Annotated in this window: 13 protein-coding genes and 1 riboswitch; of the genes, 6 read left to right on the top strand and 7 right to left on the bottom strand. The window is 63.0% G+C overall.

Annotation, left to right across the window (positions count from 1 at the left end; genetic code table 11):
- Window positions 1-7 precede the first annotated feature (7 nt).
- The 6 genes from QN219_RS29910 (at window position 8) to QN219_RS29885 (ending at window position 8,927) form a co-directional block, all read left to right on the top strand.
- Entirely contained in the window at window positions 8-2,089 is a 2,082-nt protein-coding gene (locus tag QN219_RS29910) for an ABC transporter substrate-binding protein (protein WP_284004038.1), read from the top strand.
- Window positions 2,090-2,206: 117 nt separating this feature from the next.
- Window positions 2,207-3,220 (top strand): ABC transporter permease, encoded by a 1,014-nt coding sequence (locus QN219_RS29905; protein ID WP_284004037.1) that lies wholly within the window; start codon window positions 2,207-2,209, stop codon window positions 3,218-3,220.
- Window positions 3,217-4,356, top strand: a complete 1,140-nt coding sequence (locus tag QN219_RS29900; protein ID WP_284004035.1) for an ABC transporter permease — start codon at window positions 3,217-3,219, stop codon at window positions 4,354-4,356. Before QN219_RS29905 ends, QN219_RS29900 begins: the two co-directional genes overlap by 4 nt.
- Window positions 4,357-4,367: 11 nt before the next feature.
- Window positions 4,368-6,038, top strand: coding sequence for an ABC transporter ATP-binding protein (locus QN219_RS29895; RefSeq protein WP_284004033.1), 1,671 nt, complete (start codon window positions 4,368-4,370; stop codon window positions 6,036-6,038).
- A 20-nt stretch (window positions 6,039-6,058) separates the two neighbouring features.
- On the top strand, window positions 6,059-7,432 hold the full coding sequence (locus QN219_RS29890; RefSeq protein WP_284004032.1) for an alpha-glucosidase/alpha-galactosidase: 1,374 nt from the start codon (window positions 6,059-6,061) through the stop codon (window positions 7,430-7,432).
- A gap of 235 nt (window positions 7,433-7,667) precedes the next feature.
- Window positions 7,668-8,927 carry an adenylate/guanylate cyclase domain-containing protein gene (locus QN219_RS29885; protein WP_284004030.1) on the top strand — a complete coding sequence of 420 codons (1,260 nt, stop codon included), beginning with the start codon at window positions 7,668-7,670 and terminating at the stop codon, window positions 8,925-8,927.
- A gap of 19 nt (window positions 8,928-8,946) precedes the next feature.
- Here QN219_RS29885 and QN219_RS29880 read toward each other — a convergent pair whose 3' ends face one another.
- From QN219_RS29880 to QN219_RS29850, 7 genes are all read right to left on the bottom strand, one after another.
- The gene (locus QN219_RS29880; RefSeq protein ID WP_284004028.1) at window positions 8,947-9,552 is read right to left on the bottom strand and encodes a thiamine phosphate synthase; all 606 of its coding nucleotides are present in this window, start codon (window positions 9,550-9,552) and stop codon (window positions 8,947-8,949) included.
- Entirely contained in the window at window positions 9,549-10,322 is a 774-nt protein-coding gene (locus QN219_RS29875) for a thiazole synthase (protein ID WP_284004027.1), read from the bottom strand. Before QN219_RS29875 ends, QN219_RS29880 begins: the two co-directional genes overlap by 4 nt.
- A 2-nt stretch (window positions 10,323-10,324) precedes the next feature.
- Window positions 10,325-10,522, bottom strand: coding sequence for a sulfur carrier protein ThiS (gene thiS, locus QN219_RS29870; protein ID WP_284004025.1), 198 nt, complete (start codon window positions 10,520-10,522; stop codon window positions 10,325-10,327).
- Complete coding sequence (thiO, locus tag QN219_RS29865; protein ID WP_284004024.1) at window positions 10,519-11,529, bottom strand: glycine oxidase ThiO; 1,011 nt, start codon at window positions 11,527-11,529, stop codon at window positions 10,519-10,521. The genes thiS and thiO overlap by 4 nt, the downstream gene beginning before the upstream one ends.
- 1 nt (window position 11,530) lies before the next feature.
- The gene (thiC, locus tag QN219_RS29860) at window positions 11,531-13,366 is read right to left on the bottom strand and encodes a phosphomethylpyrimidine synthase ThiC (protein WP_284004022.1); all 1,836 of its coding nucleotides are present in this window, start codon (window positions 13,364-13,366) and stop codon (window positions 11,531-11,533) included.
- Window positions 13,367-13,462: 96 nt separating this feature from the next.
- Window positions 13,463-13,574: riboswitch (TPP riboswitch) on the bottom strand.
- A 73-nt stretch (window positions 13,575-13,647) separates the two neighbouring features.
- Window positions 13,648-15,018, bottom strand: a complete 1,371-nt coding sequence (locus QN219_RS29855; protein WP_284004021.1) for a sigma-54 dependent transcriptional regulator — start codon at window positions 15,016-15,018, stop codon at window positions 13,648-13,650.
- Window positions 15,015-15,968, bottom strand: a 954-nt coding sequence (locus QN219_RS29850; protein WP_284004019.1) for an ATP-binding protein, incomplete at its 5' end; no start/stop codon positions are given. The genes QN219_RS29850 and QN219_RS29855, both read right to left, overlap by 4 nt.

The raw sequence follows: 15,968 nt of genomic DNA, 5'->3' as shown, positions 1-15,968 counted from the left end.
AGAGGCAATGAAAACGTACCGACTGAAAACAACGACCGCCCTGCTCATCGGCGTTTCCGCTTTCGCCGTGCAGGCCTTCGCATCGGAGCCGACCGTCGTGCCCGAGCAACCGCCATTCCCGGCCCAGGGCAAGATTACCTATGTGCCGCGCGACGCGCTTATCGAGTTCAAGGCGCTGCCCGAATATCACGAGCCGGACTGGGTCACGGAGAAATTCGTGAAGGCCGGCAAGCTGCCGCCGGTTGCCGAGCGGCTGCCGAAGGAACCGATGGTCTTCAAGACCGGCAACATGCCCGACGGCGTCGGCGTCTATGGCGACGTGCTGCGCCATGTCATCGGCGGTCGCCCGGAAGGCTGGAACTACAGCGCCGGCCAGACCCAGGGCTGGGGCGGCATCGACATTGGCATGTCCGAATGCCTGACGCGCACCGCGCCGCTCTTCCAGGTCGAGGCTGCCGACGTGGAGCCGCTGCCGAACCTTGCGAGAAGCTGGGAGTGGTCCGAGGACGGCCACAAGCTCACCATGCATCTCGTCGAGGGCGCGAAATGGTCGGATGGCGATCCCTTCGACGCCGAGGACGTGATGTTCTACTGGGACGACAATGTCGTCGATCCGAATGTTTCGCCGTTGAACGGCGCCACGCCGGAGACCTTCGGCGAGGGGACCACACTGAAGCAAATCGACAAATACACGGTCGAATGGACCTTCAAGGACGCCTTTCCGCGCCAGCATCTCTATGCCATGGCCTACGGCACCTTCTGCCCCGGTCCGTCGCATATCCTGAAGACCAAGCACCCGAAATATGCCGGCACGACCTACGACCAGTACAAGAACGGCTTTCCGGCGGAATACCTGAACATTCCTGTCATGGGCGCCTGGGTCCCGGTCGCCTACCGGCCGGACGACATCATCGTGCTGCGCCGCAATCCGTACTACTGGAAGGTGGACGAGGCCGGCAACCAGCTGCCCTACCTCAACGAGCTGCACTACAAGCTTTCGACCTGGGCCGATCGTGACGTGCAGGCGATTGCCGGTTCCGGGGATTTCTCGAACCTGGAGCAGCCGGAAAATTTCGTCGAGTCGCTGAAACGCGCCGCTGACGAGGCAGCGCCTGCGCGCCTTGCCTTCGGTCCCCGAGTCATCGGCTACAATCTGCGCATGAACTATTCGGCCAACGGCTGGGGCGAGCCGGACGCCCGGGCCCAGGCTGTGCGCGAACTCAACCGCAATCTCGACTTCCGCAAGGCGGTGACGATGGCGATCGATCGCAAGAAGCTCGGCGAAGCCCTGGTCAAGGGCCCATTCACGGCGATCTATCCGGGCGGGCTTTCCTCCGGCACGAGCTTCTACGACCGCCAGTCGACCATGTACTACCCCTTTAACCTTGAAGGCGCCAAGGCGTTGATCGAAAAGGCCGGGCTCTCGGACACGGACGGCAACGGCTTCGTCAACTTCCCCGAGGGAACCGCGGGCGGCGCGGACGTGCAGATCGTGCTGCTCGTCAATTCCGACTACGGCACCGACCGCAACCTCGCCGAGGGCCTGATCGGCCAGATGGAGCAGCTCGGTCTCAAGGTCGTCATCAATGCCGTCGACGGCACCAAACGTGATGCGACGCAATATGCCGGCAAGTTCGATTGGCTCATCCGCCGCAACGACCAGGAACTGACATCGGTGGTGCAGAACACGACACAGCTTGCGCCGACCGGTCCCCGCACGAGTTGGCACCACCGTGCCCCCGAAAGCGGCACTGTCGACCTGATGCCCTACGAGCAGGAGCTTGTCGACATCGTCAACAAGTTCATCGCCAGCAACGACAATGATGAGCGGGCGACGTTGATGAAACAGTTCCAAAAGGTATCGACCACCAATGTCGATACGGTCGGCCTGACGGAATATCCGGGCGCGCTGATCATCAACAAGCGCTTCTCGAACATTCCGACCGGAGCTCCGATCTTCATGTTCAACTGGGCCGAAGACACGATCATCCGCGAGCGGGTCTTCGTCGCTGCCGACAAGCAGGGCGACTTCGAGCTCTATCCGCAGCAGCTTCCCGGCAAGCCCGGCGACAGCGGCCCGAGCAACTGAGCCCCGAACCATCCTTCCGGCTTCACGACGAAAGCCGGAAGGATGAGCGTCCTTTCAATGCGCCCGGGAGGTCGGAAGCAACGGCGTCCCGCGCGAAGAACGACAGAAGGAAACGGCATGTTCAGGTTTCTGCTTGTCCGCATCGCCTCTGCCATTCCGGTATTGCTTGTCCTGAGCGTGGCGACCTTTGCCATCATCCAGGCGCCTCCCGGCGACTACAGCGACTACATCCGCTCGCAGCTGATCAATCAGGGCGGAGCCTCGTTCGAGGAAGCCGACGCGCAGGCGCAGGCCTATCGCAAGGAGCATGGCCTCGATCAGCCGCTGCCGATCCAATACGTCAACTGGATGACCGGCATCCTGACCCGAGGCGATTTCGGCCACAGCCTTTATTACAACAAGCCGGTTGCCGACGTCGTCGGCGAGCGCCTGCCGCGCACGCTGGCGCTGGCGCTGGTGTGCCACTTTCTGGCATCGGTCATCGGCATATCCTTCGGCATCCTTGCCGCGACGCGGCAATATTCCTGGGTCGACAGCCTGCTTTCGACCGTGTCGTTTCTCGGCATGACCGTGCCGCGCTTCCTGATGGCGCTGATTATCGTCTATGTCCTCGTCTTTCATTTCAATGTCAGCGAGATCAACAGCTTCAATTCCGCCCGCTACGGCGGCGCGCCCTGGTCCTGGGACAAGTTCGTCGATCTGGTGAAGCATGTCTGGCCGGTCGTCGCGATCGCCACCTTCGGCGGCCTCGCCTACAATATGCGCGTCATGCGCGGCAATCTGCTCGATACGCTGAACGCGCAATATGTCGAGACAGCGCGCGCCAAGGGTCTCAGCGAAAGCGCGGTGGTCATGCGGCATGCCGTTCCGAACGCGCTGCATCCGCTGATCATGTATCAGGGTGTCGTGCTTCCCTACATGCTGACCGGCGAGATCGAAACGGCGATCATCTTCGCTCTGCCGACCGTCGGCCCGGCGATCGTCGGTTCTATGTGGGTGGGCGACGTCTATGTGACCGCCACCTTCATGCTGGTTCTGTCGGCGACGCTGATCGTCGGCAACATCATCGCCGACCTGCTGCTTGCCGCGCTCGATCCGAGGGTGCGCATGGGAGGGGGGGCCTACGCATGACCATGGAAGCGCACAGCACCATTCCGGTAGCCACGCAGCCGAAGGAGCAGCCGAAGGAAAAGCACCACAATGAAAGCTATTCCGCTCTCGTCTGGCGTCGCCTCAAGCGGTCCTGGACCGGTCTTCTCGGCCTGGTCCTCGTCAGCCTGCTGGTTCTCATGGCGCTCTTCGCCGATTTCTTGTCGCCCGTCGATCCGAAGGCGACCGGCGTCGGCTTCGCGCCGCCGCAGGCCGTCAGCTTTTACGACAAGGACGGCAACTTCGTCTTCCCGCCGCGCAGCTATCCGGTGCGCGAAACGGAAGAGCTCGATCCGATCACCTTCCAGCCGGTGATCGGCCCGGATTACGACAATCCGCAGATCCTCGGCTTCTTCGTCAAGGGCGCGCCGTACCGCCTTCTGGGTCTCATCCCGGCCGAGCGCCATCTGTTCGGTGCGGTTGACAGAACGGCAGTTCATTTCCTCGGCACCGACAAGTTCGGCCGCGACGTTCTCTCGCGCATTCTTCATGGCTCGCGCATCTCGCTGATGATCGCGCTCATCGTCGTCTTCATCGTCACCGTGGTCGGCACGACCGTCGGCATGGTGTCCGGCTATTTCGGCGGACGCTTCGACGCGTGGGTGCAGCGCTTCGTCGAACTCGTGCTAGCATTTCCGCAACTGCCGCTCTATCTGGCGCTGGCCTCGCTGATCCCGGTGACGGCACCGACCAGCGTGTTCCTCGCCTTCGTCATCATCGTGATGTCGGCACTCGGCTGGGCGCAGATGTCGCGCGAGGTCCGCGGCAAGACGCTGGCGCTTGCAAGAATCGACTATGTCCGCGCGGCGATCGCCATCGGCGCGACGGACCGGCGCATCATCTTCCAGCACATCTTCCCGAACGTGATGAGCCACGTCATCGTCGCGGTGACGCTGTCGATCCCGCAGGTCGTGCTGCTCGAATCCTTCCTCGGCTTCCTTGGATTTGCCGTCAAGCCGCCGCTGATCTCCTGGGGGCTGATGTTGCAGGACACGGCAAATTACTCGGCGATCGGTTCCTATCCCTGGATTCTCTCGCCCGTCGCCTTCGTTCTCGTCACCGTCTTCGCCTTCAACGCGCTTGGTGACGGCCTGCGCGACGCAATCGACCCCTATTGAGGAGCACGCCGATGGCGACGACAGAGATTATTGCCCCCGCTCCTGAGGAAAGGCGCGATCGCCACACCAAGGATATGCGGCCGGTCATCGACGCCCGCAAGGTGGCGGTCACCTTCAAGGTCGAGCATGGCACCGTCGAGGCGGTGAAGGACGTTTCCTTCCAGCTCTTTCGCGGCGAGACGGTGGCGATCGTCGGAGAGTCCGGCTCCGGAAAGTCGGTGACGGCACGGACTGTCATGGGGCTTTTGTCCAAGCGTGCGACGATCGCTCCGCAGGCGCGCATAGAATATGACGGCCGCGACGTCCTGAAGTTTTCGAAGAAGCAGCGCCGGGCGTTGCGCGGCGATCGGATCTCGATGATCTTCCAGGAGCCGATGAGTTCGCTCAATCCCGTTTACACGATCGGCAGCCAGATCGTGGAGGCGATCCGCGCCCATCGGCGGATGAGCCGTCGCGCGGCGAACGAACGGGCATTGGAACTCCTGCGCCACGTGCAGATACCGGATCCGGAGGCGCGGCTGAACCAATATCCGCATCAGCTTTCCGGCGGCCAGCGCCAGCGCGTGATGATCGCGATGGCGCTCGCCAACGACCCGGACGTACTGATCGCCGACGAGCCGACGACGGCGCTCGACGTGACCGTGCAGGCGCAGATTTTGAATCTGATCCGCAAGCTGCAGAAGGAACTCGGCATGGCCGTGATCCTGATCACCCACGACCTGACGGTCGTCCGGCAGTTTTCGGACTATGTCTACGTCATGCAATACGGCGAGGTGAAGGAGCACAACACGACGGCCGCGCTCTTCGCCGACCCGCTGCACGCCTACACCCGCCGGCTGCTCGCCTCCGAACCCTCGGGCTCGGCCAATCCGCTGCCGGACAATGCGCCGATCATGCTCGACGGCCGCAGCGTCCGCGTCTCCTTCATGCTTAAGAAGGGCGGCTTCTTCAGGCCGGAGCTGAAGGAACTGGTCGCGGTCGACAGCCTGAACCTTCACTTGCGTCGGCACGAAACGCTCGGTCTCGTCGGCGAATCGGGCTCTGGCAAAACCACCTTCGGCCAGGCGCTGATCCGCCTCATCAACACCGACAGCGGCGAGATCTACTTCGACGGTCAGCCGATCCATGGCAAGGATCGCAAGGCGATGCGGCCGCTTCGCTCGCGGATACAGGTCGTCTTCCAGGACCCGTTCGCCTCGCTCAACCCGCGCATGTCGGTCGGGCAGATCATCGAGGAAGGACTCATCGTCAACGGCATCGGCGAGAACCGACAGGACCGATTGGCGCGCGTCGAGGACGCGCTCGTCAGCGCCGGTATGCCCGCCAATATCCTGTCGCGCTTTCCGCACGAATTTTCCGGCGGCCAGCGCCAGCGGATCGCGATTGCACGGGCGATCGCGCTGGAGCCGGAGTTCATCCTGCTCGACGAGCCGACATCGGCGCTGGATCTCTCGGTACAGGCCCAGATCATCGACCTGTTGCGCAAGCTCCAGGACGAGCGGGGCCTGAGCTATCTTTTCATCTCCCACGACCTCAAGGTCGTGCGCGCGCTCTGCCATCGCGTGGTGGTCATGCAGCACGGCAAGATCGTCGAGGAGGGGCCAGTGGACGAAATCCTTTCCAATCCCAAGACCGCCTACACCGAACGGCTCGTCCGGGCCGCCTTCGATGTGGCCGCATGACCTTCAAACAGAGGTATCCCATGACCAGGCAACCCAAGATCACCTTCATCGGCGCGGGCTCCACCGTCTTCATGAAGAACATCATCGGCGACGTCTTGCAGCGCCCGGCGCTTTCCGCCGCCACCATCGCGCTGATGGACGTGAACCCGGAGCGTCTCGCGGAAAGCGAGATCGTCGCCGGCAAGCTCGTGCGCTCGCTCGGCGTCAAGGCAAAGATTGAAACCCACTCGAACCAGCGCAAGGCACTTGAGGGGGCGGATTTCGTCGTCGTCGCCTTCCAGATCGGCGGCTACGAGCCCTGCACCGTCACCGACTTCGAAGTACCGAAAAAATACGGTCTACGCCAGACGATCGCCGATACGCTCGGCGTCGGCGGCATCATGCGCGGATTGCGGACGGTGCCGCATCTCTGGAAGATTTGCGAGGATATGCTTGAGGTCTGCCCCGAGGCGATCCTGTTGCAATATGTCAACCCGATGGCGATCAACACCTGGGCGATCGCAGAAAAGTACCCGACGATCCGGCAGGTTGGCCTCTGCCATTCGGTTCAGGGCACGGCCTTCGAGCTTGCCCGAGATCTTGACATCCCGGTCGAGGAAATCCGCTACCGTGCCGCCGGCATCAACCACATGGCCTTCTACCTGAAGTTTGAGCACCGCCAGAAGGACGGCAGCTATCGCGACCTCTATCCGGATCTGATCCGTGGCTATCGCGAAGGCCGCTTCCCGAAGCCCAGCCATTGGAACCCGCGCTGCCCGAACAAGGTGCGCTACGAGATGCTGACGCGGCTCGGCTATTTCGTCACCGAAAGCTCGGAGCATTTCGCCGAGTACACGCCCTATTTCATCAAGGACGGCCGCCCGGATCTCATCGAGAAATTCGGCATTCCGCTCGATGAATATCCGAAGCGCTGCATCGAGCAGATCGAGCGTTGGAAGGGTCAGGCGGCCGCCTACAAGGAGGCCGAGACGATCGAGGTCGCCGAGAGCCACGAATATGCCTCGTCGATCATGAACTCGGTCTGGACCGGCGAACCTTCAGTTATCTACGGCAACCTCAGGAACAACGGCTGCATCACCTCGCTGCCGGAGAACTGCGCGGCGGAAGTTCCGTGCCTCGTCGATGCGTCCGGCATCCAGCCGACTTATATCGGGGCGCTGCCGCCGCAGCTAACCGCGCTGATCCGCACCAACATCAACGTCCAAGAACTGACGGTTCAGGCGCTCGTCACGGAGAACCGCGAGCATCTCTATCACGCGGCGATGATGGATCCGCATACGGCCGCCGAACTCGACCTCGATCAGATCTGGTCGCTTGTCGACGACCTGCTCGCAGCCCATCGCGACTGGATCCCGGAATGGGCACGCGTTTCGAAAAAGGTACAGGCCGCCTGATTTTTTCTCCCGGTCAGGTGGCAAGAAAGCCCCGGAACGATCGTTCCGGGGCTTTTCCGTGGCCGGCCCTTAAAAATCGTCCGCCGGTGCGCCACATTAGCTACATGGTTCTACTGGGTGTTTCCTCAGATCGGTGTCGATTTAGGAATGAAACATGCATTAATTCAAAGTGCTACAGCGACTTGTGTGCGTCTGCAGAGACGCACCGCGCTGTCGGCGATGATGGAGTGTCGCGATGCCGTCGCTGTTGAATCCGAGCCTTGCCACTTCGCGCCAGGACGATGGAACCCGGCCGGGGCAAAGGCGGAAAATCGTTGAGTGGCTGATCAATGAGACGCGTGACGAACGCTTCATCGACAACATCTTCGTGGAGATGTGCGAAAGGCTGGTGGCGAGCGGCGTACCGGTCGCTCGCGCGACGCTTCATTTCAGGATTCATCATCCGCAATGGATCGGCGCGCGCATCCTCTGGCGGAAAGGGCTGTCGGAGGCGGAACTCCAGACCTATGAATACGGAATCGAGGACACGGAGCAATATCTGAACAGTCCGCTGCACGAGTTCAACAATGGAGCAGCCGAAGTCCGGCGGCACCTCGACGATCCCGCGGCGGAGGGCCCGCAATACCCCCTCTATGACGAATTGCGCGCCAGCGGCCTTACCGACTATTTCATCTGGCCGCTCGAGCATACGCTCGGCAAGCGGCATGCGGTGACCTTCGCAAGCGACAGACCGGGCGGCTTCAGCAAGGACGACATGGCGGTCTTCGCCGATCTCCTGCCGGCGCTGGCGCTCGTCAGCGAGATCAGGCTGAAGAACCGCTTCGCCCGGACGCTTCTGGAGACCTATGTCGGGCCGCATGCGAGCGAACAGATCCTGGCCGGCGCGACAACGCGCGGCAGCGGGGTGACGGTCGGTGCAGCGATCCTGATCTGCGATCTTCGCGACTTCACGAAAATCTCGGATCTCTGGCCCCGGGACGACGTGATCGAGCTGTTGAACGGCTATTTCGACGCCATGTGCGAGCCGGTCGAGCGGCATGGCGGCGAGATACTCAAGTTCATGGGCGATGGCCTGCTCGCGATTTTTCCGCTGAGTGACCCGATGGCCTGCAACAAGCTGCTGAGCGCGATCAGTGAAGCACAGGCAGCGTTTGCCAGATTGAACGAGGAGAACTTGAAAAAGGGGCACGAGCCGCTCGGCTACGGCATCGGCGTCCATGTCGGCGACGTGATGTACGGCAATATCGGCTCACGCAAACGCCTGGACTTCACGGTGATCGGGCCGGCCGTGAACATCGCCTCCCGCCTCGAAAGCCTGACGAAGGTGATCAAGCGGCCGGTCCTGCTCTCCAGGGCCTTCGTCGAAATGGCGAAATGCCAGGGCGAGTTGGAAAATCTCGGCTCCTATCCGGTTAGGGGGCTCGACGAGCCGATCGACGTCTTTGCTTTTTCCGGCAATGTCGCAGTCGCGGGAGAGGTTCCCGCCGCGCTGTAGCGGGGTCCGGAACGCCGTTTCAGCGCCATGGCGCGGTCTCGGCGATCCATTCCCGCGTCCGGCCTTCCGGATCAGCGTTCATAGTGATGTCCGTGACGACGGCCGCACTGTCGGCTCCATGCGCGAAGACGCCTTCGAGCCTGTCCGTGTTCAATCCGCCGATCGCGACGAGCGGAAGCGGCCGCACGCGCTCGCGCCAGGCGGAAATGCGGGAAAGTCCCTGCGGCTGCCATTTCATCTTCTTGAGGATCGTCGGATAGATCGGCCCGAGCGCCACGTAGTCCGGCTTGGCGGCGAGCGCCGTTTCGAGCTCCGCTTCGTCATGGGTGCTAAGGCCGAGCTTCAGCCCGGCCGTGCGGATCGCCGCGACATCAGCTTCGGCGAGATCTTCCTGGCCGAGATGGACGAAGTCGCAGCCTTCCTCGATTGCGATTTGCCAGTAGTCGTTGACTATCAACTGGCAGCCGTGGAATGCACAGACTGCCTTGGCGCGGCGGATCTCGCTTCTGATCTCGGAGCCCGGACGATCCTTGATCCGAAGCTGCACGAGCTTGACGCCAAGCGGCACCAGGCGCTCGATCCAGGCGATGCTGTCGACGATGAGGTAGAAGGGATCGAGCTTCACGAGAAGACTGCCTTTCCGATGACGGGGGTCGAGGGAACAGCCATGTCGCGCGGTTCGAGCATGCCCGCCTCGAAGGCGGCACGGCCGGCATCGATCGCCTTGGCGAAGGCTGAAGCCATCAGCGCCGGGTTTCCCGCGCCGGCAACGGCGGTATTGAGCAGCACCGCGTCGTAGCCGAGCTCCATCACGGTCGTGGCATGCGAGGGCCGGCCGATGCCGGCGTCGACGATCAGCGGCACATCGGGAAAATGCGCGCGCATGGTTCGAAGCGCCGCGATGTTCTGCGGCCCGCTGGCGCTGCCGATCGGCGCGCACCAGGGCATCAGCACCCTGCAGCCCGCGTCGATCAGCCGTTCGGCAACGACGAGATCGTCGGTCGTATAGGGGAAGACCTCGAAACCCTCGCCGGCAAGGATGCGCGCCGCCTCGACAAGCGCGAAGACGTCCGGCTGAAGCGTATCGTGATGGCCGATGACCTCCAGCTTGATCCAGTTCGTACCGAAGACCTCGCGCGCCATCTTCGCGGTCAGCACCGCCTCCGACACGGTGTGGCAGCCGGCGGTATTCGGCAGAACGCGCACGCCGAGTTCGCGGATGAGTTCGAAGAAGGCGCCGCCCTGTCGGCCGCCGGCTGTCTCACGGCGGAGCGATACCGTGACGGCTTCGGTGCCCGCCTGCCGGACGGCCTCGGCGAGGATAGCGGGGGAGGGGTAGCGCGCCGTGCCGAGCAGCATGCGCGAGCCGAGTTCCGTTCCATATAGTGTCAGCATGCTCAGCCTCCCTTCATCGGCGAGAGAATTTCGATCCGGTCGCGATCATTGAGCCGATGGTCTGCCCTGTCGCTCCGGTGAACGAGTTCGCCGTTGACGGCGGTTGCGAGCCAGTCGCCCTCGTATTCGAGCGCCAGCAGCAGCTCCGACAGCGTCTTTGCGCTGCTCTCCAAGGTCTCGCCGTTGACGATGTAGGTCATTGGGTTGCTCCGTGCCGAAAAGAAGAATTGGGGGAGAATGGCGGACGGTCCGCTCCACAGAGCCTTTCCGCGAGTTGCCGCGCCATGGCGGGGGCAAGCAGAAAGCCGTGGCGGTACATGCCTGCGATCGCGAAGCCGTCGTCACGGTCGAGGATACGTGGCAGGTTGTCGGCGAAGGCGGGTCGGACTCCAACGCCCATCTCCACGACGCGCGCCTCGCCAAACGCAGGATGAACAGCGTAAGCGGTGTTCAGGAATTCCATCACCGAGCGGGCGGTGATCGGTCCGTCATCATCGGTTTCGATCATGGTCGCGCCGACCATGAAACGATGGTTGTCACGCGGCACGATATAGAGCGGGTGACGTGGATGGAGCAGGCGGACAGGCCTTGAGAGGCTGATCTCGGCGGTTTCCAGAAAGAGCATTTCACCCCGTACCCCACGAAGGCCGGGTGTGGCGGCGATCGCCGCCGCACCTGTGCATTCGACCACGGCCGAGAAGGATGCCTCGGACGGCACGTCAGCACTCCCGAGATGGAAACGGACGCCTTGCTCCACGAGCGCCGCGTAAAGACCGGCCATTGCCTTTCGCGGATCGAGATGGGCTTCTTCGGAAAAGAACAGCGCGCGGTCGAAGCGGCCTGCGAGATCCGGTTCGAGTTCCCCGATCGTGTTGCCGCCGACCCATTCGTATCCGCGGGTACGGGCGGCGAAGCGATCAAGCTCGCCGCTGTCCCGTCCTGCGGCGATGACCAATGTACCGTTGCGGAACACCTCGCCGGGCACGGCTTTCTCCCACCAGTCGGCGGCGGAAAGCCCCAGCGTCAAGACCGCTTCATCGGCCGCTTCGCGTTCGCAATAGGGCGCGATCATGCCGCCGGCATAGCTGGATGCGCCGGCTCCAACGATTTCAGCCGCATCGACCACCTCCACCGCGATCCCGCGACGGTTGAGTTCGAAGGCGGCGGTGAGGCCGGCGACGCCGGCTCCCTTGATCAGTACCGTCATCTTATTCTCCCGCTTGCGCTTCCGAGGCTTGCGCGACCGGCATATAGAGGTCGCCGCCCTCGCGGTATTTCGCCGCCATCGCCTCGAGCCCCTCCTTCTGCGCCTCGGCGCGGATATCGTGGGAGATCCGCATCGAACAGAATTTCGGGCCGCACATGGAGCAGAAATGCGCGACCTTGTGCGCTTCCTTCGGCAGGGTTTCGTCGTGGAAGCTGCGCGCCGTTTCCGGATCGAGCGAAAGGTTGAACTGGTCTTCCCAGCGGAATTCGAAACGCGCGCGGGAAAGTGCATCGTCGCGAACGCGGGCGGCCGGGTGCCCCTTGGCGAGGTCGGCGGCATGCGCCGCGATCTTGTAGGTGATGACGCCCGTCTTGACGTCGTCGCGGTCGGGCAATCCCAGATGCTCCTTCGGCGTCACGTAGCAGAGCATCGCGGTGCCGAACCAGCCGATCATTGCTGCGCCGATGCCGGAGGTGATGTGGTCGTAGCCGGGCGCGATATCGGTGGTCAGCGGCCCCAGCGTGTAGAAGGGCGCCTCGCCGCAGACGGCAAGCTGCTTGTCCATGTTCTCCTTGATCTTGTGCATCGGCACGTGGCCGGGGCCTTCGATCATCACCTGGCAGTCTTTTGCCCAGGCAATCTTCGTCAGTTCACCGAGCGTTTCGAGTTCGGCGAACTGAGCGGCGTCGTTGGCGTCGGCGATTGAGCCGGGACGCAGGCCATCGCCGAGCGAGAAGGAGACGTCATAGGCGCGGCAGATGTCGCAGATCTCCTCGAAATGCTCGTAGAGGAAGCTCTCGCGGTGGTGATGCAGGCACCACTTCGCCATGATCGAGCCGCCGCGCGAGACGATGCCGGTGACGCGGTTGACGGTCAGCGGAATGTAGTGCAGCCGGACGCCCGCATGGATGGTGAAATAGTCGACCCCTTGCTCGGCCTGCTCGATCAGCGTGTCGCGATAGACCTCCCAGGTCAGATCCTCGGCGATGCCGTTCACCTTCTCGAGCGCCTGATAGAGCGGAACGGTGCCGATCGGCACCGGCGAATTGCGGATGATCCATTCGCGGATGTTGTGGATGTTGCGGCCGGTCGAAAGGTCCATGACGGTGTCCGCACCCCAGCGCGTCGCCCAGACCATCTTCTCCACTTCCTCGGCCATCGACGAGGTGACGGCGGAATTGCCGATATTGGCGTTGATCTTAACCAGGAAATTCCGGCCGATGATCATCGGCTCGGATTCCCGATGGTTGATGTTGGCCGGAATGATCGCCCGGCCGGCAGCGACTTCCTGGCGAACGAATTCGGGCGTGACGAAATCGGGGACCGAAGCGCCGAAGCTTTCACCGTCGCGCGTCAGTGCTTCCTTCGCCGCCTTGCGGCCGAGATTTTCGCGGATCGCGATGAATTCCATTTCCGGCGTGATGATGCCGGCGCGGGCATAGGCAAGCTGGGTAACCGCCTGTCCTGCCTTTGCCCGCAATGGTTCCTGGCGAACGGGAAATTCGGGCGTCAGCTTTTCGCCCGTCGCAAAGCCGTTATCTTCCGCCTTGACGCTGCGGCCCGGATAGGCCTCGACGTCGCCGCGTCCAAGGATCCAGTCGCGGCGAAGCTGCGGCAGGCCCCGATCGATGCGGATGTCCGCGTTTTCCAGCGTATAGGGACCGGAGGAATCATATACGGTGACCGGCGGCTCGCCGGACGTTGGATGCAGCGCGATCTCGCGCATCGGCACACGGATCTCCGGGTGGATCTCGCCGGCCTTGTAGACCTTCTGCGAGGCGGGAAGCGGACCCTGCGTGACCGAGGGCGCCGTGCGCGGCGGGTTGATGATATTCATCGTGAGGCTCCAAAGTTCGACGTTGGAGACCCAGTTCTGAAGTCGGAAGGATGAAAGGACGCTGCGCCGATGGATCGCGAAAATCGGAATCCTGGCTGTCGCACGTCCGCACCGTCCCTACGCCAGTATGAACTGGATCAGGTTCAACGGGTCACTGCGCGCTTTAGCAGTATCTCAGCCCCTTGCCGGGACCCCCCTGGTGAATGGTGCAGATAGTGCCGGATATAGGCGCCGCGTCAAGCCCCTTGAGCGTGAATAGGCACCCATCAAGCTCTCGCTGGTCAGGTCTCGCCCTTGCTCGAAGACGAGCGCTCGACATAGTCCGCCCGGTTGATGCCGTGGCGCTGGAGCTTGTCGTAGAAGGTCTTGCGGGGAATGCCAAGCGCTTCAAGCGTTTCCTTGACGTCGCCCCGATGCGCCGTCAGAACTTCTTTCAAGATCTCGGCCTCGTAGCGTTCCAGCCGTTCGGGAAGCGATGCGCCGGCCTCCGCCGCCGGCGGGACCGGGTTGCCGAGATTTCCCTCCACGCCGAGCGCCACGCGCTCGGCGAAGTGCGACAGTTCGCGCACGTTTCCGGGCCATGAATGCGACATCAGGTGATGCTGGACAGCCGGGGAAATCGATGGAACGTCACGTTCGAAACGTTCCGCGGCGCGCGTCAGGAAATGCGAGAAGAGTAGCGGAATGTCCTCGCGTCGTTCGCGCAGTGGCGGAATCGAAAGCGTTACGACGTTCAGCCGGTAATAGAGGTCCTCGCGGAAGTCGCCGCGCTCGGCGGGATCGCCAAGATCCACCTTGGCGGCGGCGACGACCCGGATGTCGACCGGGCGCGTCTCGTTGGTGCCGAGCGGGGTGATCTCGCGCGCCTCCAGAACGCGCAGCATCTTGACCTGGGTCGCCGGCGGCATCGCCTCGATCTCGTCGAGGAACAGCGTGCCGCCGCTTGCATGCTCGATCCGACCGATCCTCTTCTTGACGGCTCCGGTGAAGGCGCCCGGCTCGTGGCCGAAGAGTTCGCTCTCGATCACCGTTTCCGGGAGCGCGCCGCAATTCAGCGCCACGAAATTGCCGTCCCTACGCCGGCTCCACTGGTGCAGAAGAGTCGCGACCACTTCCTTGCCGCTGCCGGTCTCGCCGGCGACCAGCACATCGACATCGGTGTCGGCAATGTGTTTCAATGTCTGCCGCAACCGCTCCATGACAGGAGTCTGGCCGATCAGCGGCAGGCTGTCGGAGGCCGCTTCCGCCGCGCGTCGAAGCGCGCGGTTTTCCATTACAAGGCGGCGCTTTTCCCCGGCGCGCCGCGCGCTCTGGACGAGCCGATCGGCCGCAAAGGGTTTGGCGATGAAATCATAGACCCCATCCTGGATGGCTTGGACCGCCATCGGGATGTCGCCATGCCCGGTGACCAGAATGACGGGAAGGTCCGGATCCAGCGCCGCCACTTTCCGGAAGAAGGCCAGCCCATCGAGACCCGGCATGCGGATGTCGCTAATGATGACGCCGTCGAATTCGGGGCTGAGGGCGCCAAGAGCTTCGACCGCGCTGGCGAAGGGGAAGACGGCAAAGCCGGCGAGCTCCAGGGTCTGCTGCATCGCCTTGCGCAGGTCGCGGTCGTCGTCGATCAGGAACACGGGTGCGGCGTCGCTCATTGCGCTTGAGCCTTCTTCAAATGGACAGTGAACGTCGTTCCGGACGTGCTCGTCTCAACCGCGATATCGCCGCCATAGTCGGCGACGATCTCCTTGGAGATCGCCAGCCCGAGGCCGAGCCCCTCGTCCTTCGACGTGTTGAAGGGTGTGAAAAGCTCATCCCGAACATGCTCCGGAATACCGGGGCCGTTGTCGGCGACCGTAAGCTCGATACGGCCGTCGGTCTCCGTGCAACGTACCTTGATCTCGCCGTCCTCGGCGTCGCCGAGTGCTTCCAGCGCGTTCTGGAGAAGATTGATCACCACCTGTTCCAGACGGATGCGGTTGCCCATGACCTTCAGGCCGTTGGGAGGAAGAGAGATCTTGATCGTATCCATGCGACCGGCAAAGCGGCTGCGAAGCAAGAGCATGGCCCCTTCAATCACATCCCGCATCTCGGTCGGCTCGGCGACGAAGTTTCCCTTTCGGGCGAAGCGGCGCAACTCGTCGGTGATTGTGCCGACGCGCTCTGTAAGCTCCGCGATGCTGGTCAGGTTTTCCGCCGCTGTCGCGCTTTGGCCGCGATCGAGGAAGGTGCGGGCATTGTCGGCATAGGCGCGGATCGTGGCGACAGGCTGGTTGATTTCATGCGCGACGCCGGCGGCGACCTGCCCGAGGATCGCCAGCCGATTGGCCTGCACGAGGTCCTGCTGAACCGCCTGCAATTTTTCGGTCGTCAGCCGATGGTCGGCGATTTCCGTTTCGAGACGATCGCGGGCCATGGTGAGGTCACGCGTCCGCTCCTCGACACGCGCCTCGAGCTCGTTGCGTGCCGCGCGTTCGGCCGCCGAACGCAAGGCGACCATCTGGCGCCGGCGCATGAGAAAGGCCGCAAGGGCCAACAGCGGCACCAGAATCGCGAGCATCTGCAGCCTTGCATCGCGTGCGCCGACCGAGAGTGAGGGGGCCAG

This window comes from Sinorhizobium sp. 8-89 (genome assembly GCF_030124325.1).
In the GTDB taxonomy this organism is placed as follows: Bacteria; Pseudomonadota; Alphaproteobacteria; order Rhizobiales; family Rhizobiaceae; genus Sinorhizobium.
Note: the sequence above shows the minus strand (reverse complement) of the source record. Positions and strands in the feature narration are given on the sequence as shown.

What these genes read in the sequence shown, in the direction of transcription:
- QN219_RS29875 (WP_284004027.1), bottom strand. Translation starts at nt 10,322, where the DNA reads ATGCTGACACTATATGGAACGGAACTCGGCTCGCGCATGCTGCTCGGC.
- QN219_RS29905 (WP_284004037.1), top strand. Translation starts at nt 2,207, where the DNA reads ATGTTCAGGTTTCTGCTTGTCCGCATCGCCTCTGCCATTCCGGTATTG.
- thiC (WP_284004022.1), bottom strand. Translation starts at nt 13,366, where the DNA reads ATGAATATCATCAACCCGCCGCGCACGGCGCCCTCGGTCACGCAGGGT.
- QN219_RS29885 (WP_284004030.1), top strand. Translation starts at nt 7,668, where the DNA reads ATGCCGTCGCTGTTGAATCCGAGCCTTGCCACTTCGCGCCAGGACGAT.
- QN219_RS29895 (WP_284004033.1), top strand. Translation starts at nt 4,368, where the DNA reads ATGGCGACGACAGAGATTATTGCCCCCGCTCCTGAGGAAAGGCGCGAT.
- QN219_RS29855 (WP_284004021.1), bottom strand. Translation starts at nt 15,018, where the DNA reads ATGAGCGACGCCGCACCCGTGTTCCTGATCGACGACGACCGCGACCTG.
- QN219_RS29900 (WP_284004035.1), top strand. Translation starts at nt 3,217, where the DNA reads ATGACCATGGAAGCGCACAGCACCATTCCGGTAGCCACGCAGCCGAAG.
- QN219_RS29910 (WP_284004038.1), top strand. Translation starts at nt 8, where the DNA reads ATGAAAACGTACCGACTGAAAACAACGACCGCCCTGCTCATCGGCGTT.
- QN219_RS29890 (WP_284004032.1), top strand. Translation starts at nt 6,059, where the DNA reads ATGACCAGGCAACCCAAGATCACCTTCATCGGCGCGGGCTCCACCGTC.
- thiO (WP_284004024.1), bottom strand. Translation starts at nt 11,529, where the DNA reads ATGACGGTACTGATCAAGGGAGCCGGCGTCGCCGGCCTCACCGCCGCC.
- thiS (WP_284004025.1), bottom strand. Translation starts at nt 10,522, where the DNA reads ATGACCTACATCGTCAACGGCGAGACCTTGGAGAGCAGCGCAAAGACG.